At 49.2% G+C, this 20952-nt stretch carries 22 protein-coding genes; 6 read left to right on the top strand and 16 right to left on the bottom strand.

What is annotated here, in order from left to right; translation table 11 throughout:
• Positions 1-18 precede the first annotated feature (18 nt).
• Positions 19-483 (bottom strand): universal stress protein, encoded by a 465-nt coding sequence (locus tag HMPREF2661_RS05640; RefSeq protein WP_003748822.1) that lies wholly within the window; start codon positions 481-483, stop codon positions 19-21.
• A gap of 186 nt (positions 484-669) precedes the next feature.
• Here HMPREF2661_RS05640 and HMPREF2661_RS05635 point away from each other — a divergent pair, with 186 nt between their 5' ends.
• From HMPREF2661_RS05635 to rpmG, 6 genes are all read left to right on the top strand, one after another.
• Entirely contained in the window at positions 670-1446 is a 777-nt protein-coding gene (locus HMPREF2661_RS05635) for a tRNA threonylcarbamoyladenosine dehydratase (RefSeq protein ID WP_070822688.1), read from the top strand.
• Positions 1447-1459: 13 nt separating this feature from the next.
• Positions 1460-1927 carry a hypothetical protein gene (locus HMPREF2661_RS05630; RefSeq protein WP_070584806.1) on the top strand — a complete coding sequence of 156 codons (468 nt, stop codon included), beginning with the start codon at positions 1460-1462 and terminating at the stop codon, positions 1925-1927.
• 92 nt (positions 1928-2019) lie between these two features.
• Complete coding sequence (locus HMPREF2661_RS05625; protein ID WP_070822686.1) at positions 2020-2916, top strand: segregation and condensation protein A; 897 nt, start codon at positions 2020-2022, stop codon at positions 2914-2916.
• Position 2917: 1 nt separating this feature from the next.
• Positions 2918-4246: a branched-chain amino acid transport system II carrier protein gene (brnQ, locus tag HMPREF2661_RS05620; RefSeq protein WP_070822684.1), complete on the top strand. Its 1329-nt coding sequence runs from the start codon at positions 2918-2920 to the stop codon at positions 4244-4246.
• 251 nt (positions 4247-4497) lie between these two features.
• On the top strand, positions 4498-4731 hold the full coding sequence (rpmB, locus tag HMPREF2661_RS05615) for a 50S ribosomal protein L28 (RefSeq protein ID WP_002216391.1): 234 nt from the start codon (positions 4498-4500) through the stop codon (positions 4729-4731).
• A 30-nt stretch (positions 4732-4761) separates the two neighbouring features.
• Positions 4762-4917 (top strand): 50S ribosomal protein L33, encoded by a 156-nt coding sequence (rpmG, locus tag HMPREF2661_RS05610; protein WP_003684373.1) that lies wholly within the window; start codon positions 4762-4764, stop codon positions 4915-4917.
• Positions 4918-5144: 227 nt separating this feature from the next.
• Here rpmG and nqrM read toward each other — a convergent pair whose 3' ends face one another.
• The 15 genes from nqrM to glnD form a co-directional block, all read right to left on the bottom strand.
• A complete protein-coding gene (gene nqrM, locus HMPREF2661_RS05605; RefSeq protein ID WP_003680888.1) occupies positions 5145-5366 on the bottom strand; it encodes a (Na+)-NQR maturation NqrM in 222 nt (73 codons plus the stop codon).
• A 17-nt stretch (positions 5367-5383) separates the two neighbouring features.
• Positions 5384-6451: an FAD:protein FMN transferase gene (locus HMPREF2661_RS05600; RefSeq protein WP_084824309.1), complete on the bottom strand. Its 1068-nt coding sequence runs from the start codon at positions 6449-6451 to the stop codon at positions 5384-5386.
• Positions 6452-6583: 132 nt separating this feature from the next.
• Positions 6584-7801, bottom strand: coding sequence for an NADH:ubiquinone reductase (Na(+)-transporting) subunit F (gene nqrF / locus HMPREF2661_RS05595; protein ID WP_070822682.1), 1218 nt, complete (start codon positions 7799-7801; stop codon positions 6584-6586).
• 13 nt (positions 7802-7814) lie between these two features.
• Positions 7815-8408, bottom strand: coding sequence for an NADH:ubiquinone reductase (Na(+)-transporting) subunit E (gene nqrE / locus HMPREF2661_RS05590; RefSeq protein ID WP_003684365.1), 594 nt, complete (start codon positions 8406-8408; stop codon positions 7815-7817).
• Between the two features lie 3 nt (positions 8409-8411).
• Complete coding sequence (locus tag HMPREF2661_RS05585) at positions 8412-9038, bottom strand: NADH:ubiquinone reductase (Na(+)-transporting) subunit D (RefSeq protein ID WP_049329022.1); 627 nt, start codon at positions 9036-9038, stop codon at positions 8412-8414.
• Complete coding sequence (locus tag HMPREF2661_RS05580) at positions 9038-9814, bottom strand: Na(+)-translocating NADH-quinone reductase subunit C (RefSeq protein WP_070822680.1); 777 nt, start codon at positions 9812-9814, stop codon at positions 9038-9040. Before HMPREF2661_RS05580 ends, HMPREF2661_RS05585 begins: the two co-directional genes overlap by 1 nt.
• Positions 9807-11039: an NADH:ubiquinone reductase (Na(+)-transporting) subunit B gene (locus tag HMPREF2661_RS05575; RefSeq protein ID WP_070822678.1), complete on the bottom strand. Its 1233-nt coding sequence runs from the start codon at positions 11037-11039 to the stop codon at positions 9807-9809. The genes HMPREF2661_RS05580 and HMPREF2661_RS05575 overlap by 8 nt, the downstream gene beginning before the upstream one ends.
• A 2-nt stretch (positions 11040-11041) precedes the next feature.
• Entirely contained in the window at positions 11042-12385 is a 1344-nt protein-coding gene (locus HMPREF2661_RS05570; RefSeq protein ID WP_070615826.1) for a Na(+)-translocating NADH-quinone reductase subunit A, read from the bottom strand.
• 337 nt (positions 12386-12722) lie between these two features.
• Positions 12723-14141, bottom strand: a complete 1419-nt coding sequence (locus HMPREF2661_RS05565) for a sodium:proton antiporter (RefSeq protein WP_070822676.1) — start codon at positions 14139-14141, stop codon at positions 12723-12725.
• Between the two features lie 441 nt (positions 14142-14582).
• The gene (locus HMPREF2661_RS05560; RefSeq protein WP_070822674.1) at positions 14583-14942 is read right to left on the bottom strand and encodes a YbaN family protein; all 360 of its coding nucleotides are present in this window, start codon (positions 14940-14942) and stop codon (positions 14583-14585) included.
• A gap of 14 nt (positions 14943-14956) precedes the next feature.
• Positions 14957-15553: a DUF1415 domain-containing protein gene (locus HMPREF2661_RS05555; protein WP_070822672.1), complete on the bottom strand. Its 597-nt coding sequence runs from the start codon at positions 15551-15553 to the stop codon at positions 14957-14959.
• Between the two features lie 117 nt (positions 15554-15670).
• Positions 15671-16153 (bottom strand): Lrp/AsnC family transcriptional regulator, encoded by a 483-nt coding sequence (locus tag HMPREF2661_RS05550; RefSeq protein WP_003684427.1) that lies wholly within the window; start codon positions 16151-16153, stop codon positions 15671-15673.
• A gap of 402 nt (positions 16154-16555) precedes the next feature.
• On the bottom strand, positions 16556-17029 hold the full coding sequence (locus HMPREF2661_RS05545; protein ID WP_070822670.1) for a pilin: 474 nt from the start codon (positions 17027-17029) through the stop codon (positions 16556-16558).
• 92 nt (positions 17030-17121) lie between these two features.
• A complete protein-coding gene (locus HMPREF2661_RS05540) occupies positions 17122-17589 on the bottom strand; it encodes a pilin (RefSeq protein ID WP_070822668.1) in 468 nt (155 codons plus the stop codon).
• A gap of 790 nt (positions 17590-18379) precedes the next feature.
• Entirely contained in the window at positions 18380-20938 is a 2559-nt protein-coding gene (glnD, locus tag HMPREF2661_RS05535; RefSeq protein ID WP_070822666.1) for a [protein-PII] uridylyltransferase, read from the bottom strand.
• Between the last annotated feature and the right edge of the window lie 14 nt (positions 20939-20952).

The raw sequence follows: 20952 nt of genomic DNA, 5'->3' as shown, positions 1-20952 counted from the left end.
TTTTAAATCAATGCTTGATTATGCTTCTTCGGCTTTGCTGCGGATAATCAGCAGAGGCAGGTGGCTTTGGCGCATAACGGTTTCGGCGAAGCTGCCCATCAGCAGGTGCATCAGGCCGGTGCGGCCGTGTGTGCCGAGTACCAGTAGGTCGGCGCCATTTTCGTCGGCGTAGTCAACCAAGTCTTGAGCCATTTCGCGCGCGCCTTTGTTGGCGACCAACAGGTGTTTCACGATGTTTTCAACGCCGTTTTCACGCGCTGTTTTTTCTGCGAAATCCAAAACTTCGTTACCTTGGGCAACGGCGGCGGCTTCGTAGCTTTCGTGTTGCAGGAATTCAGGCGCCAAAGCCATGTATTCGGCAGGGTTGGCAACGTGAACCAAAGTCAGTTGGGCTTTGTTGAGGCTTGCCAGTTCGGCGGCGTGTTTCAATGCATTGAGGGAGGTCTCGCTACCGTCAACGGCTACAACCAGATGTTTGTACATATTCATTCTCCTTTTGCGCCGAGTAGCGGCACTTTCGTTTAATATGAAATCAGAACTTGTCTGAATGTGAAACGATTATAAACTCTTTCGGGCAGGTACAACAGCCCATCTGCTTTCAAGTATAATGTCTGTCCGAATCGCCTGTCGCGTTTTTCATTAATTTATTGATATATCACAAGGTTACTTATGCAGGACGCCGCTTTTCTTTCTTCGCGCCGCTTTGGCGGCATTGCCAGACTTTACGGAGACGAAGCGCTGGTGCGCTTTTCGCGCGCGCATGTGTGCGTGGTCGGCGTCGGCGGCGTCGGCTCGTGGGCGGTGGAGGCATTGGCGAGGAGCGGCATCGGTCGTTTAACGCTGATTGATTTGGACAATGTTGCCGAATCCAATGTCAACCGCCAGTTGCACGCCTTGACCGATGATTTCGGTAAGGCAAAAGTTACCGCTTTGCGCGAACGCATTGCTCAAATCAATCCGCAATGCGAAGTGACGGAAATTGAAGATTTTGTGACCGAAGACAATCTGGACGAGCTTTTCAGACGGCCTTTTGACTTCGTCATCGACGCCATCGACCAAATCCGTGTCAAAGCGGCGATGGCGGCATATTTCGTGCAACATAAACAACCGTTTATCATCAGTGGCGGCGCGGGCGGACAGAAAAATCCGGCTTTGATCCAAACCGCCGATTTGAGCCGCGTTACCCACGATCCGCTGCTTTCCAATTTGCGCTATACCTTGCGCAAACGCTACGGCTTCAGCCGCGATACCAAAGAAAAAATGTGCGTGCCTTGCGTTTATTCAACCGAGAATATTACGCCGCCGCAATCCGGCGAAGCGTGTTCGACCGATGCCGCGCCGCAAGGTTTGTCCTGCGCGGGCTATGGCGCGAGTATGCTGGTGACGGCTTCGTTTGGGTTGTATTGTGCGCAAGCTGCGGTGGAGCATATCGCAGGGCGGAAGTGAGGGGTAGGGGAAGATGGTGAAGAGCCGATTTTTTAAAGCCTACTTTATCGCCAGTCTGATTTATGCGGTATGGTTCGGCGTGTTGATGTATGCTGTCGATCCAATGTTTCTCGATGTGATGGAATGCAATACGCTGCCCGGCGATTATTTGTGTGTGCAAAGCGGTTATACCCGCCCGTTCACCACGTTTCTTTATCCGTTTCTGTCTATCGTGATCTTCAGCCTTGTGCACGCCGGTATCATGAAATGGCGCAAACGCCGTTCGGTTAAAATGATTTGGTTTTTGGTCGGCTGCGAAAGTTTGCTGTTGTCGGCTTTGATGGTGGCGATGCTTGCGAGGGATGGTTTTGTGTTGTCCCGAGATATCGGCTCGGTACTGACGGGTACGGTTTTCGCCGGCCTGCCGCTGTTGGGCATGGCCTTGGCTCAGACCTTTGCCGTCGCCATTGTTTCTTTGCAAATCAATCGTAAAAACCGCTGATTTTTATATTAAAAACGGGTCGTCTTCGTTTCAGACGGCCTTTTGTTGATGAAACTTCTTACTAAACTTAAAAAGAAAAAGACCCTTTAACCATGCCTTCAGAACACCTTATTTCTTCCACTGCCGCAACGCCGTCTGAACATACCGTTGCGTGGGTGTTCGGTCAGCCTGTTACCGATGTGCCGCAGGATTTGTTTATTCCGCCCGATGCATTGAAGGTGGTATTGAGCAGCTTCCAAGGGCCGTTGGATTTGTTGCTGTACCTTATCCGCAAGCAAAATATCGATGTCCTCGATATCCCGATGGTAAAGATTACCGAGCAGTATCTGCACTATATTGCCCAAATGGAAGCGTATCAGTTTGATTTGGCGGCGGAATACCTGCTGATGGCGGCGATGCTGATTGAAATTAAATCGCGCCTGCTGTTGCCGCGTCCTGAAGAAGTTGAGGATGAAGAGGCAGATCCGCGTGCCGAGTTGGTGCGCCGTCTGTTGGCTTACGAACAGATGAAACTGGCGGCTCAGGGCTTGGACGCGTTGCCGCGTGCCGGACGTGATTTCGCTTGGGCGTATTTGCCGCTGGAAATTGCGGTCGAAGCGAAGTTGCCGGAAGTGTACGTTGCCGATTTGACGCAGGCTTGGTTGGGTATTTTGTCGCGTGCCAAGCATACACGCAGTCATGAAGTGGTGCGGGAAACCATTTCCGTGCGCGCGCAGATGACGGCGATTTTGCGCCGTTTGAACGAAAGCGGTATCAGCAAGTTCAGCGATTTGTTTAAGCCGGAGCAGGGTGCGACGTATGTGGTGGTCAATTTTATTGCATTGCTGGAATTGGCCAAAGAAGGCTTGGTGCGTATCGTACAGCCTGAAAATTATGGCGAAATCGAAATCAGCCTGAAAGACGGTTTGGAAACAAACGAAGCCGAAATGCTTTCAGACGGCCTTGAAGCCGATGAAACCGATAACGGTTATTTGGAAAAAGAGAACTAAAATGAATTCGACGACAAGTCGCAGCAAGGCCTCTTTATGGGCGGTGGGTTTGATGCTGTTTGCGCTGTTTTTCGGCGCGGGTAACTTAATTTACCCGGCTTATTTGGGGCAGCAGGCCGGCGAAAACTGGCTTTCGGCAATGTTCGGCTTTTTGTTGACCGGTGCGGGGTTGCCATTGCTGGGTGTGATTGCCGTCGGCTATTCCGGCTCACGCGATGTGGAAGCGCTGGCTTCCCGTGTTGCGCCTTGGTACGGCGTGACTTTTGCCGCCGCGCTTTATCTGGCAATCGGCCCCTTGTTTGCCATGCCGCGTACGGCAACGGTATCTTTTGAAACCGCCATCTCTCCTTTCATTGATGAATCTTGGAAAAGCATCGCATTGGCCGTATTCAGCCTGGTGTTTTTCGGCATGACTTATTGGCTGTCGATTTCTCCGGGGAAACTGGTTGACCGTATCGGTAAAATCCTTACGCCCATTTTATTGCTGGCAATTGCAATATTGGTCGGCTATGCCGCTATTAACCCGATGGGTATGCCACAGGCGGCGCAAGGCAATTTTGCCACTCATCCGTTGGTTAAAGGCATTTTGGAAGGTTACGGCACCATGGACGCGCTGGCTTCGCTGGTGTTTGCCATTATCGTCATCGATGCCGTTCGCGCCATGGGCGTGGACAACCGCGCTGATTTGCTGAAGACCACGACGATTTCCGGTGTGTTGGCGGCTTCTTGTTTGGCAGTGGTTTACCTGTTTATCGGCTATATGGGCGCGACAGGTGTGGCCGGTATCGGCTTACAGGAAAACGGCGCGTCGGTTTTGTCTAAAACCGCACAGCACTATTTCGGTACGGCCGGTATTGTGTTGCTTGGCGTCATGGTGCTGCTTGCCTGTCTGAGTACGGCGGTTGGCTTGATTACTTCATGCGCCGAATATTTCAACCGCCTCTGTCCGAGCATTTCTTATAAAATCTTTGTGATACTGAATACGGTGGTGTCTATCCTGTTGGCCAATAAAGGCCTTTCAGCGATTTTGCAGTTTTCCATTCCTATGTTGATGCTGTTGTATCCGCTGACCATCGTCATCATTCTGCTGGCTTTGACGGATAAACTATTCGGCGGCGGCCGTATTGTCTATTTTTGCACCATGATGGCGGCCCTTATGGTCGGTTTGCTCGATGCCTATAAGGCCGCGTTTGGATTGGATGCCGAAACCGCTGCCGCCATCGAGCGCGCATTGCCGTTTTACAATATCGGTTTGGGGTGGGTTGTTCCTTCTTTAGCCTGCTTTATACTCGGCTGCATTTTGAATGCGGCGTTGAAGAAAAAAGCATGATGACAAACAGGCCGTCTGAAATGTTCAGACGGCCTGTTTATTTTGCCGACCAAGCAAACGACAGATGATTTTTTTGAAGAAATCCGTTATAATTGAAAAGTTAAGGCTTTGCGAAGATACCGTTTCGCAGATGCAACATATTGAGAAGGTTTATTTCCACAAATCCCGTTTTTTCAGTAAACGACTTGAACTGAAGGCGGATTTCGTGGTATAAATCGCGTTTTACTATTTTAGAAGTTTGGAGACTAACCATGGCACGAGTTTGCAAAGTGACCGGTAAGCGCCCGATGTCTGGCAATAACGTATCACACGCCAACAACAAAACCAAACGTCGTTTTTTGCCTAACTTGCAATCACGTCGTTTCTGGGTAGAAAGTGAAAACCGCTGGGTTCGCCTGCGCGTTTCTAACGCTGCATTGCGCACCATCGATAAAGTAGGCATTGATGTCGTATTGGCTGATTTGCGTGCTCGCGGCGAAGCTTAATTTAAACACCATTAATTAAGGATTACTGCAATGCGCGATAAAATCAAACTGGAGTCCAGCGCTGGTACTGGTCACTTCTACACAACTACTAAAAACAAACGTACTATGCCTGGCAAACTGGAAATCAAAAAATTTGACCCAGTAGCCCGTAAACACGTTATTTACAAAGAAACTAAATTGAAATAATCCGGTTTCTTCCAAGAAAAAGCTCCTGTTTTGCAGGAGCTTTTCTTTTTGTTTATGATTGGTTTGGAGTGGTCTTGATTTAAACGGGTGGGCAAGATATTTTTGGATTACTTTGGAAGAGGCAAAACAAAAGAGCGTATATCCATTGGAATTACGCTCTTTTGTTTTTCAGACGGCCTGATGGGGGATAAACAGCCTTGAGTTATGAATAGACATTCAACAAAGACTTAATGATCGACCTTGATGCCTTGATTGTCGGAATGTTGTTTTTTATCCAGCTCTTTTTGCAAAGTATCGCATGGCGTGTCGCAATCGCACATTTTCTTCATGCCGAGAGAGGAAATGCCGCCGCAGCTGCCTTTGATGGTGCGTTTGGAGAAAATATAGCCGACTGCCATGCCGAGGATGACGATGATAAAGATGCCGAAAGTCAGAAGGAGGGTTTTCATGTGTGTATTCCTGAAGGTTAGTTTAATAATTTCTTGAATGCGCTGGACATTTTAGTATGGTAGCCGCCTTGCGGGGTTCGGATGATAAGGAAAACGGCGAGATTTTCTTGCTCGGCAAGTTTAAGCGCTTCGGTTTCTCCGAGGACGAACAATCCGGTGGAAAGGCCGTCTGCAAGTGTGGCGTTTTCTGCTACTACGCTGATGGAAGCAAGGTTGTGGCTGATGGGTTGTTTGGTTTTGGGGTTGATGATATGGGAAAGGCGGCGGCCTGACTTATCGACATGGAAAATGCGGTAGTCGCCGGACGTGGCCAGTGATTTATTGTCCAATGGAATGGTAATTTGAGTGGCGCCGCCTTGAACGATATTGGGTTGCTCGATGCCGATACGCCAAGGGTTGCCTTGCGCATTGCGGCCTTTGCCATGCAACTCGCCGCCAATTTCAACCAAATAATTGCCGATATTGAGTTTTTCAAGTTCAGCGGCGGTTTTATCCACGCCGAATCCTTTGGCAATGGAGGATAGGTCTAAATAGACTTCGGGATGGGTTTTGGCAAGTGTGGGCTGCTGTCCGTCTTGGGAAAGTTTGAGTTTGTCCGTACCGACCATTTCTGAAGCATGTTGGATTTCTTGTGCGGTTGGTTCGTGCGTGATTTCTTTTTGCGGGCCGAATCCCCAAAGGTTGACCAAAGGGCCGACGGTTACGTCCAGTGCGCCGTGCGTCAGTTTGTTTAAACGTAAGGCTTCGCCGGTTACATAGGCAAAGTCTTGGGAAATGGGCATTGCCTGATTGACGGTGCGCAGCTGGTTGAATTGGCTGATTTCGGAATCGGTCTGGTAGGTAGACATTTGCCGGTTGACTTCTTTAAGCGCGTCATCAATGCGTTTTTGTATTTCGGCAGGGGAGGGGAGTTTGTCTTGGCCGTCTGAAAGGTATTTGACGGTATAGGTCGTGCCCATGGTCTCGCCTTGCAGGGTAATGGTTTGTTGTTTTTCAGGTTGGCAGGCAGAGAGTGTGAGTGCGGAAAAGATGGCAATAGTGCAACCGATTATCGGACGGTAAAACGAATTGGAAAGAAACGGCATAGGGGATTTGCGGATTATTTTTTGAGGCCTTTATTGTATCGTAAAAGAAAGGTTCAGGCCGTCTGAAAGTATGGTTTTCAGACGGCCTGGCAATAAAAAAGGAAGAAACCGAAGTTTCTTCCTTTTTGTCTGTTAGCCGCCGAAATCGTCCAAGAGGATGTTTTCGTCTTCCACGCCCAAGTCTTTGAGCATTTTGATCACGGACTGGTTCATGATTGGAGGGCCGCACATGTAGAATTCGCAGTCTTCCGGTGCTTCATGGTTTTTTAGGTGGTTTTCGTAAACCACGTTGTGGATGAAGCCTGTGTAACCGTCCCAGTTGTCTTCAGGCAATGGGTCGGACAAGGCGACGTGCCATGTGAAGTTCGGGTACTCTGCCGCGAGTTGGTCGAAGTCTTCGACATAGAACATTTCACGTTTAGAACGGGCGCCATACCAGAAAGTAATCTTACGTTTGGAGTTCAAACGTTTCAGCTGGTCGAAAATGTGGGAACGCATCGGCGCCATACCTGCACCGCCGCCGATGAATACCATTTCGGCATCGGTATCTTTGGCGAAGAATTCGCCGAACGGACCGGAGATGGTTACTTTGTCGCCGGGTTTGAGCGACCAGATGTAGGACGACATTTGTCCCGGAGGCGCATCAGGTACGCGCGGAGGCGGCGTAGCGATACGCACGTTCAGCATGATGATGCCTTTCTCTTCTGGATATGAAGCCATAGAGTAAGCGCGCAAAATCGGCTCGTCCACTTTGGAAACGTATTGCCACAGATTGTATTTGTCCCAGTCTTCGTGGTATTCCTTAGGAATATCGAAGTCTTTGTAGGCAACGGTGTGCGGCGGAGCTTCAATTTGAATGTAGCCGCCGGCACGGAAAGGAACTTCTTCGCCTTCAGGAATGGCAAGCTTGAGTTCTTTAATGAACGTGGCTTTGTTATCATTGGAGATGACGGTACATTCCCATTTTTTCACACCGAACACTTCTTCCGGTACTTCGATTTCCATGTCGGTTTTGACGTTGACCTGACAAGACAGACGGCAGCCTTCGCGCGCTTCGCGTTTGCTGATGTGGGACAACTCGGTCGGCAGAATGTCGCCGCCGCCGCTTTTCACGACAACGCGGCATTGACCGCATGAGCCGCCGCCACCGCAGGCGGAGGGAACGAAAATACCTTGGCTGGCAAGCGCACCCAGCAGTTTGCCGCCGGCAGGCATCGTCAGTTCTTTTTCGTTATTGACTTTGATGGTGATGTCGCCTTCGCTCACCAACTTGGATTTGGCAAACAGAATCATCAGTGCCAAAACCAAGACGATGACGGTAAACATCACGATACCTAAAATAATCTCCATGCCGATTCCTTTCTTATAACTGGATGCCGGAGAACGACATAAACGCCATTGCCATCAGGCCGGCGGCGATAAAGGTAATGCCCAAGCCTTTGAGGCCTTTAGGGACATCCGAATATTTCATTTTTTCGGTAATACCCGCCAAAGCGACAATAGCCAAAAGCCAGCCCAAGCCTGCGCCGAAACCGTATACAACGGACTCGCCGAAGTTGTATTCGCGTTGCGCCATAAACGATACGGCACCGAAAATCGCGCAGTTTACGGTAATCAGGGGCAGGTAGATACCCAATGCGTTGTAGAGGGCAGGGACGAATTTGTCCAAGAACATTTCCAAAATCTGCACCAAAGCGGCAATTACGCCGATGAAGGTGATGAATTTCAGGAAGGTTAAATCCACGCCTTCAACCAGCGCGCCGTCTTTCAACAGCGAGTAAACAAGTTGGTTGGCAGGGACAGACAGGCCGAGTACGAAAGTTACGGCAACGCCCAAACCGAATGCAGTGGATACTTTTTTAGATACCGCCAAAAATGTACACATCCCCAAGAAGAAGGAAAGTGCCATGTTTTCCAGAAAGACGGATTTTACAAAGAGGCTTAAGTAATGTTCCATGTGTTATTTCTCCGCCTGTTCAGGTTTCCAAGTGCGCAGACCCCATACCAAGAAGCCGATGATGAAGAACGCGCTAGGGGCGAGCAGGAATAAACCGTTGGTTTGATACCAGCCGCCGTCCTGTACGGTTTGGAAAATGGTGTAGCCAAAGAGCTTGCCTGAGCCGATCAGTTCGCGGATGGTTGCGATGATGATCAGCATCATGCCGTAACCTGCGCCATTGCCGATACCGTCAACCAAGCTCTCCAAAGGAGGCTCTTTCATGGCGAATGCTTCGGCGCGGCCCATCACGATACAGTTGGTAATAATCAGGCCGACGAATACGGACAGCTGTTTGGACAACTCATAGGCAAAAGCTTGGAGCAGTTGGTCAACCAGCGTTACCAAGGAAGCAACAATCGCCATTTGCACAATAATACGGATGCTGTTGGGAATGTAGTTGCGTACCAATGAGATGAAGAAGCTGGAAAAACCGGTTACCAAAGCTACGGAAATACCCATTACGATGGCCGTCTGAAGTTTGGTGGTAACCGCCAAAGCCGAACAAATACCCAAAACTTGCAAGGCAATCGGGTTGTTGTCGATAAAGGGTGAAAACATCAAATGTTTCAAGCGTTTCATGTCAGCCATTATTGTGCTCCTGCTGATTTCAATTTGTTCAGGTAGGGGATATAGCCGTTTTCGCCGAACCAGTAGTCGAACGAACCTTGCACACCTTTAGACGTCAGCGATGCGCCGGAGAGGGCATCTACGCCGTGTTCTTTGTCTGAGCTTGCACCTTTGCCGACGTGCAGGGCAAATTTGCCTTGTTCGTTAAACAGTTTTTTGCCGACGAATTTTTTTTGCCACAGAGGGTTGCCGATTTCGCCGCCCAAACCCGGGGTTTCACCTTGGTCGTAGTAGGTAATGCCGTTGATGGTGTTGCCGTCAGGTTGAATGGCGACAAAACCGTACATGACAGACCACAAGCCGTTGCCGTGCATAGGCAAGATGATTTGGCTGACTTTACCGTCTTCGCCTTTTACCAAGTAAACCTCAGTGTATTTGGCACGGCTTTTGATGCCTGCCAAATCGTCTTCAGGTTTGATTTGGATGCTTTGGGCAGGGTCTTTGCCGGCAACGCGTGCGCTGAAGTCTTTAGGCGCATCGGCGACGTATTCTCCGGTTGCTAAGTCCACGACACGTTGCTCGATACGCTCGGCAAAGGTTTTGCTGATGTCGGTGTTTTTATCCATCAAACCGGCTACGCTCAAGATATAGCCTTGTTTGTCTTGGAGTTTTTGTTTCTCTTGGATGGGTTTCAAGCCGACGACCGCACCAGCAACGATGATGGAACAAATCAGGCTGACAACCAATACCACAATCAGCGTGCCGCTGAAGCTGTCTTTATCGAATTTCTTAGCCATTGCTGCGCGCCTTTCTGCGTTTGATGTTCGCTTGTGCGACGAAATAGTCGAAAATCGGGGCAAACAGGTTGGCAAACAGAATCGCCAACATCATGCCTTCGGGGTAAGCAGGGTTGATCACGCGGATCAATACGCACATCACACCGATAAGCGCGCCGTACCACCATTTGCCGACATTGGTAAAGGAAGCGGAAACAGGGTCGGTCGCCATAAACAGCATACCGATGGCGAAGCCGCCGACCACCAAGTGCCAGTACCAAGGCATGGAGAACATGGCGTTGGTGTCCGAGCCGATGAAGTTAAACAGTGAAGACATCGCAATCATACCGATCATCACGCCGGTAATGATGCGCCAAGAAGCGATGCGGGCAAACACGATAAACGCGCCGCCGATTAAGAGCGCCAAAGTGGATACTTCGCCGATTGAGCCGGGTACGTTACCGATAAACGCATCCATCCAAGAAATGTTTTGACCGGTTACAGCGTTTTTCAGACCGTCTGCACCGTGTGCCGCCCATTGCGCCAACGCAGTGGCACCGGAATAGCCGTCAACCGCAGTCCAAACGGTGTCGCCGGTAATGTTGGCAGGGTAGGCGAAGAACAGGAACGCACGGCCTGCAAGAGCAGGGTTCATGAAGTTTTTACCTGTACCGCCGAATACTTCTTTCGCAACCACAACGCCGAAAGAAATACCCAAAGCCGCTTGCCACAAAGGCAGGGTAGGGGGAACGATCAAAGCAAACAGAATCGAAGTCACGAAGAAACCTTCGTTGATTTCGTGTTTGCGTACAGTGGCGAACAAAACTTCCCAGAAGCCGCCCACGACAAATACAGTCGCGTAAATCGGCAGGAAGAAAATCGCGCCGAAGAGCATTTTGCCCAACACGCCCGCTTCAGACGACATATTGATGCCCAAAGCGTTGGCAAGGGCGTAATGCCAGTCGTTAGCGATATTTTGTTGCAGCAAATCAGGCGTTAACGCACCGAATGCCTGTACGCCGACGTTGTACATACCGTAGAACATGGCGGGGAACAAAGCCAGCCATACCAAAATCATCATGCGCTTGGAGTCGAGCGCATCGCGGACGTGGGCCGCTTTGCGCGTTACCGCGCCGGATGTGTAGAAAATCGTCGCCGCAGCTTCATAGAGGGCATACCATTTTTCATGTTTGCCGCCCGGCAGGAAGTGCGGTTCGATTTTTTCAAGAAAATGTTTCAAGCCCATAATCAGCCTTCCTTCTCAATGGTTTCCAGCACCTTGCGCAACAGCGGGCCGTATTCGTATTTGCCCGGGCAGACGAAACTGCACAAAGCGAGGTCTTCTTCGTCCAATTCCAAGCAACCCAGTGCCTGAGCGCTGTCGGTATCGCCGACGATTAAATCGCGCAAGAGCAGGGTAGGCAGGATATCCAATGGCATCACGCGCTCGTAAGTGCCGATCGGTACCATGGCGCGGTCGCCGCCGTTGACGGCTGTGTTGAACTTGAAGAGTTTGTTTTTCAGGAAATGGCCGAGGGTTGTGCGCGTGATGGAGTATTTGTCCGGTTGTGGCGCAACCCAGCCGAACAGCTCTTTGCTGCGGCCTTCTTCGATAACGGAAATCTGATTGTGGTAGCGGCCGAGGTAATCGTGTGCGCCTTGTGCAATCGCGCCGTTCAATACCGAGCCGGAAATCACGCGGTTGTCTGCGTCAACCAATTCGCCCGCAGTAATTTGCGATACTTTCGCACCCAAAACGGTACGCAAGAGGCGGGGTTTGTTGACTTGAGAACCACCCAAGGCAATTACGCGCTCAGTGTTCAGACGGCCTGTTGCAAACAAACGGCCAATGGCAATTACATCTTGATAATTGATGGTCCAAACGGTTTTGTTCGCACCGACTGGCTCGATGAAATGAATGTGTGTGCCACTCAAACCGGCAGGGTGCGGACCGCCAAATTCATGTGTTTCGATGTTGGCAGCATTTTCAGACGGCACATCTGCGCCGGCTGCTTTACATACATGGATTTTACGCTCGGTCAGGCGGCTTAATACCAACAGGCCGCGTTTGAAGTCTTCGGCGGCTTCTTTGATGATGACCGTAGGATCGGCAGCCAGCGGATTGGTGTCCATCGCATTGACGAAGATGGCGAACGGTTCGGCATCAACGGCAGGGATTTTGCTGAACGGACGGGTGCGCAGCGCAGTCCACAAACCGGATTGGATCAGGTTGCGGCGCACTTCTTCGCTGCTCAATTTTGCCAGCGCTTCAGGTGCGTAGCGTTCGAATTCGATTTCGTCGTTGCCTTCAACGGCAATCACGACTGACTGAAGTACGCGCTTTTCGCCACGGTGAATCGCGGCGATTTTGCCTGAAGCCGGAGCAGTGAATACTACGCCCGGATTCTTTTTGTCTTCAAACAGCACTTGGCCTTTTTTGACGGCTTCGCCTTCCTTGATTTTCATCGAGGGGCGCATGCCGACATATTCTTCGCCAAGCAACGCGACTTCGGTAATGGCCGGGCCGTCATAAATGACTTGCTCCGGTCTGCCCGCGATAGGCAGGTCTAAGCCTTTTTTTATCTTAATCATAAGGATGCGTTACTTTTTGGTGGGTTGAGATTCGGATGTCGGATTGTTTTTTCAGACGGCATGTAATGATTTGAAACAAAGGATGGGCCGTCTGAAAAAAGCAGAGGTTTGCTATAAAAACAACGAATAAACGCAAACAACAAAGCTTTAGATTTTATCAGGTATAGGCTGCTTTATGTCAGTTTTACGCTTATTTTTACGGGAAAAGTGGGAAAAAAGTAGGAATGTGTAATCGAGTGTTAAGGGGGATGATTTTTAACTGATTGATATTTAAACGCTATATTTGATGATATAGCTGAAAATAAAAGGCCGTCTGAATTTCAGACGGCCTCTAAGTTTAAAAGAGCTGCCAAACGAAGAAAATCATCGTATGCAGGGCAAACAGCGGTACCAATACAATTACCGACCATGCCATGTAGCCGAAGAAGGAAGGCATCGGTACGCCGCGTTGTTCGGCAATGGCTTTGACCATGAAGTTCGGCGCATTACCGATATAAGTGAGCGCACCCATAAATACGGAACCCATGGATACTGCCAGCAACGAATGGAACAGATGGCCTGTCATCAAAGCTTGGGCATCGCCACCGGCCATATTGAAGAACACCAAATAAGTCGGCGCGTTATCCAAGAATGCCGACAGAATGCCACTCATCCAGAAATACATCACATTAATCGGATTGCCTGCCGCGTCGTGAACCAAAGAAACAACGGAAGCCAATGCGCCTGTTTCGCCGGCTTTCAAAATCGCTAAAACAGGCGAAATGGTAATGAAAATACCCAAAAACAGTTTGCCCACTTCGGCAATCGGCTCGAAGTTGAACTCATTACCTGCGCGTACCTGTTTGGGCGTAATAATCCAAGATACGGCGGTCAAAGCCAGCAAAATGCCATCGCGCATCAGGTTTTGCAAGGCGTAATGGCTGCCCAAGATTTCAAAGCCCGGATGATTTGGTTTCCACAAGCCGGACAATAAAACCGCGCCGACAACACCGGCCAGTAACAGAAAATTCCATTTGCCATAGATTTTGACTTTTTCTTCTTTATCGGAAGGAGCAGGAGCAAGGTGTTCGCTTTGTTCGCGGTTGAAGTGTCGGCTGTCGATGATGTAGAAAACGGCCAGCAAAATCACAGAACTAATCAATACAGGCATCAGCATGTGTTTGACCGTCCACATGAAATCTACGCCTTTCAGGAATCCTAAGAACAGCGGAGGATCGCCTAAAGGAGTCAGACCGCCGCCGATATTCGCCACCAAGAAAATGAAGAAAATCACGATGTGAACGCGGTAGTGGCGTTTATGGTTGGCTTTCAAAAGCGGACGAATCATCAACATCGCCGCGCCTGTCGTCCCCATGATGGATGACAAAGCCGTGCCGACTGCCAACAGGGTTGTGTTCAATTTAGGCGAACCATGCAAATCGCCGCTGACAAAAATACCGCCTGAAATGGTATAGAGCGCCAAAAGCAGCAGGATAAAGGGGATATATTCTTCAACCAACGCATGGGCAACGGTATGCACGCCGGCTCCGAAACCAAAGGTTATGATAAACGGCGTTAAAAACAGCAGCGTCCAAAACGCTGTAATTTTGCCGAAGTGGTGGTGCCAAATACGGGAGAAAAACAGAGGTCCGAGTGCAATGGACAAGAGAATCAGTGCAAACGGCAGACCCCAAAGCAGGCTTGCGGATGAGCCGTCAAAATCGGATGCCGCAGCAGGAAAGGCGGCAAGAAGCAGTAAAAATGAGAGATAGCGCATAGTATTTCCTTTTTATTCTGTTGCGCCGTGAGGAACTTCGTTGAGAAAGCACGGCGGTGAAATATTCAGGCCGTCTGAAAATACCCAGACGAACTGCGCGGTTGTGTCAGGGGAAAGTATAACGCAAAGCAAGTGTTAAGGGACGGTTTAGAGTGTTGGAATCTAAAGAAATGTTGATACAAATAAAGAAATAAAAGCGATGGGAGTAGTTGGAAGTAGTAAAAAAATGTTTTTGAAACAGGAGCTTGAAATCTCAAAAATAATACTATCGAAAAAATACTTTGAATTAATTTTAGCTAAAATTTACATTTGATTGAATAAATAAAGGCCGTCTGAAAAATAAGGGTTGAATAGGGTGTTTTAGGTGTTACTGATTGTTTTGACAGATAAATTGGGTATGAAAACAAAAACAGGTGAGCGAAAATGCCTACCTGTTTTATTTTATGCCTCCGGCCGTAACCACATCCACACCGCCACGCAGCTGCAACAGATTGATGATACGGCACCAATCCACCAGCGTTCCGGAAATTGCCAAAACATAAACAGGCAAGAAAGGGCCATCATGCCGATAGCGAAAAACTTTGCCTTACGCGGCACGGCGCCGTTGTTTTCCCAGTTTTGTATGATGGGGCCGAAATAGCGGTGATGATAGAGCCAATTGTGAAAGCGCGGCGAAGCTTTTGCCCAGCAGGCGGCGGTCAATAAAATGAAAGGCGTAGTCGGCAGTAATGGCAGGAAAATGCCAATAATGCCCAAGACGAGCGACAATGCGCCGCAAAAAATCAACAAATAGCGAACCATCTTCCCGTCACCAATTATTTGTTTTCAGACGGCTTGTGATGTGGAAATGGACAACGCGGAATGTCTAATTTATCCCAGCCCTCATGCCCCATTTTTTCCAGCAGCGCGATATTGCGGTCGAAAATTGCCGAGGCGTCAGGAAATGCTTCAGCCGCTTTGGCAATACTGTCTTCACGAATCAGATGCAAGGTCGGATAGGGCGAGCGATTGGTGTAGTTGCTGATGTCGTCGGCTTCTGTGCCTTCAAATTGAAAATCGGGATGGAACGGCGCAATTTGGACAATGCCTTCCAATTCGTTTTCTACAACGGCATCGTCGGCAATTTCCAGCATTTGGTTGAAGGTTTCAAAATCAGGGAACAGTGTCGGATGAACCAGTAAAGTGGTTTCCAATTCCGAAGCGGGCGTATTGCCCAGAAGCTGCAATTCACGATCCAAGTCCTCAAGGAAGCCGTCCAAATGACGGGCTTTGCTGACAACGATGCGAACCAGGTTTTTAACGTGTGGCGCTTTGGCAAACGGGCAGAGATTCAGCCCGATAACGGCTTTTTCCAACCATTGTTTGGTATGTTCTGAAACAGTATCGATATCGAGATGGGCGGTGTCAGTCATAGTAAAAGCTTATGTGAATTATTCTTAAAAAGTATACAAGTGTATGGACGTGAAAGCAAACCATTGGAATTTAAAAGGCCGTCTGAACAACAGACGGCCTTTATCAGTTTCAAATCATTAATCCTGAACCAAATGAACCAAAGGCAGAGCGGTCGTGTTTTTAATTTCTTTCAACACAAAACTTGATTGCGCATCTTGCACGCCGTGGTGCGAAAGCAGCGTGTCCAAAACAAAATGGGAAAACGCGTTCATATCGGTAAAAAAGGCATGGAGCAGATAATCGGTTTCACCCGTTAAAGCAAAGCAGCTCAATACTTCCGGCCAAGCGCGGACAGATTCGGAAAAATCCTCGCGCGCATCTTTTGCCTTGCTAATCGATACACGGATAAAAGCCTGCAAACCCAAGCCCAAAGATACGGGAGAAAGCTGGGCCGCGTATTTTTGAATAATGCCCGCATCTTCAAGCTGTTTGAGACGGCGCAGGCAGGGAGAAGGGGAGAGCGCCACCTTTTCAGAAAGCTCAACATTGCTCAACCGCCCATTTTCCTGCAAAACCTGCAGAATTTTTAAATCCGTTTTGTCCAAGTTTAGATGAGGCATGATGGTTCTCCCAGCGTAGATAATGTATGTTTTGAAAATGAAAAATGCTTAAAAATAAAGACTTGCATGGTTAAATTATATATTGAGTTCAGATGTGCGACAAATTGTCTTATCAGGGGTGTTGCGAATTTGTTTTATGTAGTTGTGAAAAGATGAAGGCCGTCTGAAACTAATCAAGATCAAAGTTTTATGTCATATTAGGATTGGATATAAAGAGGCCGTCTGAAAACGATTTCAGACGGCATTTATTTTCGTAATGTGATCATTCAGGCTCTTAATGACCTTGTTTTGGAGAGTTTTATTTTTTTGGTTTGTTCGCTTTCCGCGTTTGTATTTGGCTTTGTTTGGGGTGTTTTCTTTGCAATGTATTTTTGTGTTTTTCTTAGGGTATATGCTTGGTTCTTATCCGTGTGAGTCGTCACGGCACATGGCGGGAACCATCATCGGATCCAGCGTTCCGCCGCATTGCCAGTTGAGCAACCAAGTTGAATCGTTATTATTTCGATAAGGGGTCAGGGTCAGGACTTTGCCTTTGTTTTGCCCTTTATCGAAAGGAATACTGATTTTGCCTGTATCTGCTTCTACAGTTACGCCACCGTTTTGGATGTATGTGCCGCCGATGCGTTGAGCGGTAACACCGATTGTGCCTTGTTTGCTGACATCGTCTGCATTGGGCAGGCGGTTATTTACCGCTGAAGCGATGCTGATTTCGGTTTTCAGGTCGTCGGCAAGGTATAGTGCTTCGGAGGCTTGCGCCCTACCGGTATAGTTTTGGTAAGTGGGTATGGCGACAACAACCAGAATACCGATGATGGCGATAACTATCATCAGCTCAATCAGGGTAAAACCTTTTTGGGCTTGAAATGGGGTATTCATTTGAGTGTATCGTTTTCTTATTTTTATAAAGCAAATCCCATAATTGCTTTATGGGATTTGCTTTTATCTGAAATGTGCTGTTTATGTAAAAATTATGGCTTCTTAGCAGGAGGAGTAGCAGTTCGGCAGTTAGCTGGAACGTGTTTAGTTTCACCACCAGTAGTAGTACATTCCCAAGTAACAGGAGATTCTGCATTGGCTTGGGTAGGTGTCAGCGTAAATACAGGATTAGTTGAGGCACCAGTATTTTTAGTTGTAACTTCAATTGCGCCACCGTCAGCAATTTTAATGCTGGATACATACTTAGTGGGAGCAGGAAGGTTATAACCAGTATTGCTATCCTTGCTATCTGTGCCTTTAACTTCTTTTAAGCCGCCCAGTGCAGCAGAAGTTTCTGCTACTGCCAATTTGGCTGGCTCGGCCAAGCTCAGACCTTCTGAAATTTTAGCGCGGATAGTGTAGTCTTGGTATGCAGGCAGGGCGATTACGGCCAAGATGCCCAAGATGGCGATGACGATCATCAATTCGATCAGGGTAAAACCTTTTTGGATTGCTTTCATTGTTTAAAACTCCAGTTTGAAAGTGTGAATAATTGTGTTTAAGTAAAAAGTCCGTAATGTGCTTGGCACTATGTATTATGAGTAAACCATAAGTAAGAAGGAATATACAGCTTCCGTCGGGCTTGCTGCTTTGAGGCTTGGGCCTTATCGGATGTGTTGTTACAAGCAGTCTGTGTGCCAAGTTCGCAAAATTGATTAAAAATTTTATTTTTTATTTTCTATTCGTTGTTTTTATTGGATTTATTTTTCAATTTTTAAGTTTTGTGAGTTTTTGTTTGAAAGTTTCAGGATTTTAGAAAATAGGGCGGTTGACGTTTTTTGTCAGTTTTGTGTTTTTTGTGACAGGGAAGGGAGACAAGTTTGGGTGTGTGACGTTTTTTGTCAGAAATTAAGCTTGGTTTAATAATATGTTAATTGACTTAGACGGGCGGTAATTTTATGGATTAATCGGTGAGTTTAATATTTTGTAATTTTATTTTTTTGTTTTTTATGGGTTTTATTTTGTATGCGTATTTTGTTTGAATATGGATGAGGAAAAGATTTGGCAGGAAGGATTTTTGAAGAGGATTTGGCGTAATAGGTGAATGAAATTTTGTATTTAAAATTATATTTATTTGGGTTATGATTTTAGAATGTAGTTTTATGTCAGAGCAATGGTTTGTTTTGAATTTTAAAGTTTTGGATTTCTTGGGTGTTTTAAAAGAGTATATTCAGGATGTTTATATTTTTGGGTGTGATTAGGGTGAGCAAAAAATGCTCACCCTATGTTTTTAAGATGTTCAGACGGCCTTTATGGGGTCAGGACTTCGATCAATGCTTGTTTTAGGGTGTTTTGGGTTTGCGGGTCTTGGAGGGATGGGCTGTAGGTGATGAAGCTGTCTTCGATGCGCTGATCCAAGGTGGTGATTTTGGCGTAGCGCAGGCTGATGTTGTGTGCGAAGAAGGTCTCGGCGATGTCGGCGAGGAGGTGGGGGCGGTTGACGGCGGTGATGTCTATGGTGTGCCAGCCGGGGTAATCTTCTTCGGGGGTGATGATTACGGTAGGCGGAATGGGGATGTGGCGGATGCGGCGGCTGATGTGCGGGCGGCCGCTTTGTTTTTGGACGGTGGTATTGCCGTGGATGAAGCTGTTGAGCTCGGCTTCGAGTGCGCTTTGGCGGTCGGGATATTCTTCGGGCGGGAGATTGTCGGGAAGTTGGAGGATAAAGGTGTCGAGGATGTAGTCGTGCTCGGTGATGAAGGCGCGTGCGGCTTGGATGTCGAAGCGGTGGCTGCTGAAGATGCGGCAGAGACGTGCGAAGAGGCGGTCGCCGTTGGGCATGAAGACCATGACTTGAAGGCTGTTGCTTTGGGGGAGGATGCGACTGCGGACGGCCGGACTTTGGGTGTCGTAGGCGAGGTTTGCGGTGTGCCAGAGGATTTCCCGCGTTTGATGGCGGACGTAGTATGCGCTGCCGAGGATACGGCGGAGTTTTTGTTGGTTTTTGAGGGGAACGGCTGCGCGCGTGAGTTGGTCGGCCGCGGCTTGTTCGCGTCGGTTGGGGAGGCGTTCGGGATCGTGGTTTTTGCTGTTTAAAACGGCGGCGGTGCTGTGGTAGAGGGTTTGGAGCAGGCTGGCGCGCCATGTGTTCCAAAGTTTGGGATTGGTGCCGCGGATGTCGGCAATGGTAAGCAGGTAGAGTGCGTCGAGGTATTCGCGTGTGGGAATACGGCGGCAGAAGGCTTTGAGGACGTGCGGGTCTTGGATGTCTTCTTTTTGGGCAACGGTGGACATGAGCAGGTGGTTTTCAACCAGCCATGCGAGGAGGTGGCTTTCTTCTTCGGTGTAGTAGTGGTCGGCGGCGAATTGTTGTGCGTCTTTGATGCCTTCTTTGGCGTGATCGCCACCACGGCCTTTGGCGATGTCGTGCAGCAGGGCGGCGGTGTAGAGGATGTGCGGTCGTGGGTAGGCCTGCATGATGGCGCTGGCCTCGGGCATTTCGTGGCTGTGGGTTTCGATGGCGAGACGGCGCATATTGCGGACGACGGTCAGGATGTGGTCGTCTACGGGGTAAATATGGAAGAGGTCGTGTTGGAGCAGGCCGGTGATTTTTTCCCATGCGGGGAGATAGCGGCCCAGTACGCCGTAGAGGTTGAGAAAACGGAGGGTTTGGGTAAGGCCGGTGCCGTGTTTGAAGAATTGGATGAAGCGGCGGCGGTTTTCTGGGTTTTGGGTGAAACGGGCGTTGATTTTCCGTGTGGCCGCCCACCATGCGCGCAGGGTTTGCGGCTCGATGGTGGTGATGTTTTGCTCCTGCATGGTTTGGATGATGGTGAAGATGTGTTCGGGGTTTTGCTCGAACAGGGCAAGGTCGTTGGCGGCGATTTGGTGGCCGATGCGTTTGTAGTGGTTGTCGATGGGGTGAATGTGCTGGAGGCGGCCGGGGGTTTGATGGTTTTTGAGAATCGGAATGAGGATGCCGTTGAGTTGTTTGATGGCTTTGGTGGCGCGGTAGAAGGTGTGCATCAGGGCTTCGCTTCTGCCGCGGATGTCGGGTTGGGTATAGCCTAAGCTTTCGGCAACTTGGGACTGGTAGTCGAAAAGCAGCCTGTCTTCGGGGCGGTCGGCGGTAAGGTGGAGGTGAATGCGGATGTTGGCGAGGCGGCGGTAGCCGTGGGCCAGCATGCCGGCTTCGGCGCGGGTGAGGAAGCCGGCGGTAACGAGAGCGGTAGGGTTGCTGTCTATGCCTTGTGCTTTGGCTGTCCAAATCAGGGTGTGGATGTCACGCAGGCCGCCGGGGCAGGTTTTGACGTTGGGTTCGAGTTGTGCGCCTGTGCCTTGGGATTTGGTGTGGCGTTGCTCCATTTCGAGGAGTTTGGCTTCGATGAAGGCGGCTGTGTCGCGGCGTGTGTTGAGTTTGTTTAGAAGTTGGGCGGTAAGGTTGGCGTTGCCTTGGAGATGGCGTGCTTCAAGAAAGGCGGTTTCTCCGGTAATGTCGTTTTGGGTGCTTTGGAGGATTTCTTCTATGCTGCCGCTTTTGATGGCGGGATTGAGGCGTGCGTCCCAAAGAGTTTGGATAAATTGGGCGGTTTGTTGTTGCAGGCCGTCTGAAAATGGTGTGGTGGAAATAATCGCTAAATCCCAGTCGGAATGAGGATAGAGTTCGCAACGCCCAAAGCCGCCGATGGCAATCAGACTGATGTCGTCGCTGTCGGGGAAGTGGATTTGCCAGAGGGTTTGCAGTAGGGTTTCGGCAGCAGCGATATGGTCGCGGAAGTAAGCGGTAGGGCGGTTGTTTTGGCGGTAGGCGGCTTCTGCTGCGGCTTTTTGCTGCCGGTAGGTTTGGATGGCTTGTTGGGCGGCGGTCATGATGGTGTCTGGCT

This window comes from Neisseria sp. HMSC061B04 (assembly GCF_001836705.1).
Taxonomy (GTDB): domain Bacteria; phylum Pseudomonadota; class Gammaproteobacteria; order Burkholderiales; family Neisseriaceae; genus Neisseria.
The sequence above is the reverse complement of the archived record's forward strand: the minus strand, read 5'-3'. Positions and strand labels throughout refer to the sequence as shown.

Bases quoted from the DNA above. Each gene is read 5' to 3' on its own strand.
- nqrM (WP_003680888.1), bottom strand. From the start codon at position 5,366: ATGAAAACCCTCCTTCTGACTTTCGGCATCTTTATCATCGTCATCCTC.
- rpmB (WP_002216391.1), top strand. From the start codon at position 4,498: ATGGCACGAGTTTGCAAAGTGACCGGTAAGCGCCCGATGTCTGGCAAT.
- brnQ (WP_070822684.1), top strand. From the start codon at position 2,918: ATGAATTCGACGACAAGTCGCAGCAAGGCCTCTTTATGGGCGGTGGGT.
- HMPREF2661_RS05545 (WP_070822670.1), bottom strand. From the start codon at position 17,029: ATGAATACCCCATTTCAAGCCCAAAAAGGTTTTACCCTGATTGAGCTG.
- HMPREF2661_RS05630 (WP_070584806.1), top strand. From the start codon at position 1,460: ATGGTGAAGAGCCGATTTTTTAAAGCCTACTTTATCGCCAGTCTGATT.
- HMPREF2661_RS05640 (WP_003748822.1), bottom strand. From the start codon at position 483: ATGTACAAACATCTGGTTGTAGCCGTTGACGGTAGCGAGACCTCCCTC.
- HMPREF2661_RS05600 (WP_084824309.1), bottom strand. From the start codon at position 6,451: ATGCCGTTTCTTTCCAATTCGTTTTACCGTCCGATAATCGGTTGCACT.
- HMPREF2661_RS05540 (WP_070822668.1), bottom strand. From the start codon at position 17,589: ATGAAAGCAATCCAAAAAGGTTTTACCCTGATCGAATTGATGATCGTC.
- HMPREF2661_RS05560 (WP_070822674.1), bottom strand. From the start codon at position 14,942: ATGGTTCGCTATTTGTTGATTTTTTGCGGCGCATTGTCGCTCGTCTTG.
- HMPREF2661_RS05550 (WP_003684427.1), bottom strand. From the start codon at position 16,153: ATGCCTCATCTAAACTTGGACAAAACGGATTTAAAAATTCTGCAGGTT.
- rpmG (WP_003684373.1), top strand. From the start codon at position 4,762: ATGCGCGATAAAATCAAACTGGAGTCCAGCGCTGGTACTGGTCACTTC.
- HMPREF2661_RS05570 (WP_070615826.1), bottom strand. From the start codon at position 12,385: ATGATTAAGATAAAAAAAGGCTTAGACCTGCCTATCGCGGGCAGACCG.
- nqrF (WP_070822682.1), bottom strand. From the start codon at position 7,801: ATGGAGATTATTTTAGGTATCGTGATGTTTACCGTCATCGTCTTGGTT.
- HMPREF2661_RS05555 (WP_070822672.1), bottom strand. From the start codon at position 15,553: ATGACTGACACCGCCCATCTCGATATCGATACTGTTTCAGAACATACC.
- HMPREF2661_RS05585 (WP_049329022.1), bottom strand. From the start codon at position 9,038: ATGGCTGACATGAAACGCTTGAAACATTTGATGTTTTCACCCTTTATC.
- glnD (WP_070822666.1), bottom strand. From the start codon at position 20,938: ATGACCGCCGCCCAACAAGCCATCCAAACCTACCGGCAGCAAAAAGCC.
- HMPREF2661_RS05580 (WP_070822680.1), bottom strand. From the start codon at position 9,814: ATGGCTAAGAAATTCGATAAAGACAGCTTCAGCGGCACGCTGATTGTG.
- HMPREF2661_RS05565 (WP_070822676.1), bottom strand. From the start codon at position 14,141: ATGCGCTATCTCTCATTTTTACTGCTTCTTGCCGCCTTTCCTGCTGCG.
- HMPREF2661_RS05635 (WP_070822688.1), top strand. From the start codon at position 670: ATGCAGGACGCCGCTTTTCTTTCTTCGCGCCGCTTTGGCGGCATTGCC.
- nqrE (WP_003684365.1), bottom strand. From the start codon at position 8,408: ATGGAACATTACTTAAGCCTCTTTGTAAAATCCGTCTTTCTGGAAAAC.
- HMPREF2661_RS05575 (WP_070822678.1), bottom strand. From the start codon at position 11,039: ATGGGCTTGAAACATTTTCTTGAAAAAATCGAACCGCACTTCCTGCCG.
- HMPREF2661_RS05625 (WP_070822686.1), top strand. From the start codon at position 2,020: ATGCCTTCAGAACACCTTATTTCTTCCACTGCCGCAACGCCGTCTGAA.